Genomic DNA, 573 nt, shown 5'->3' with positions numbered 1-573 from the left:
GGACATCGAAAATCCCTGTATTTCTGTTTGCCAGCTGAACAGCGAACTATGCGTCAGCTGCGGTCGTACCAAGGAAGACATCAGAAAATGGAAACGAATGAAACGTCCAGAAAAAATGGCCGCTGTACAACGCGCCACCCTGCGTCTGAAAAGCCTGCAAAAAAAGAACTCTTAAACCACAGTCATTTACCTTTTCTACTTTTTCAGCCGAGACAGATGCCCTAATTCGAAAGGGCAAGCTGAGAGGCAACGCCGTTCCCAAACTTAGCACTATCCCGATCAGCAATCTGCTGCCCAATGCGTGGCAGTATACGGAGCATGGCGTCATCTCAAATTGTTATTGAGGACAGCAGTACGGGGTTATCAAATTCGGTGCAAGAGCGCCTTTACAATTGTTGCTGATGTCCTTAGCGAATGGTTTGAGAATGAAATCGACAGAGCATGTCCCGCTGCATGGCCATGAACGGTGACCATGCTGTGACGGGATGGACGGGGTGGGATTAGTTTTCGGGGTATTCAGCAATCACCTGATCTGTGCCAGCTTTGGTCAGGCCGATTATCTGGTAGGCCTCA

General features: G+C 49.0%; 1 protein-coding gene. It reads left to right on the top strand.

What is annotated here, in order from left to right; genetic code table 11:
• Positions 1-175, top strand: a 175-nt coding sequence (locus tag H096_RS33685; protein WP_082461922.1) for a DUF1289 domain-containing protein, incomplete at its 5' end; no start/stop codon positions are given.
• Between the last annotated feature and the right edge of the window lie 398 nt (positions 176-573).

It is taken from the genome of Pseudomonas sp. FH1 (assembly GCF_000510895.2).
Lineage (GTDB): Bacteria > Pseudomonadota > Gammaproteobacteria > Pseudomonadales > Pseudomonadaceae > Aquipseudomonas > Aquipseudomonas azotoformans_A.
The sequence above is the reverse complement of the archived record's forward strand: the minus strand, read 5'-3'. Positions and strand labels throughout refer to the sequence as shown.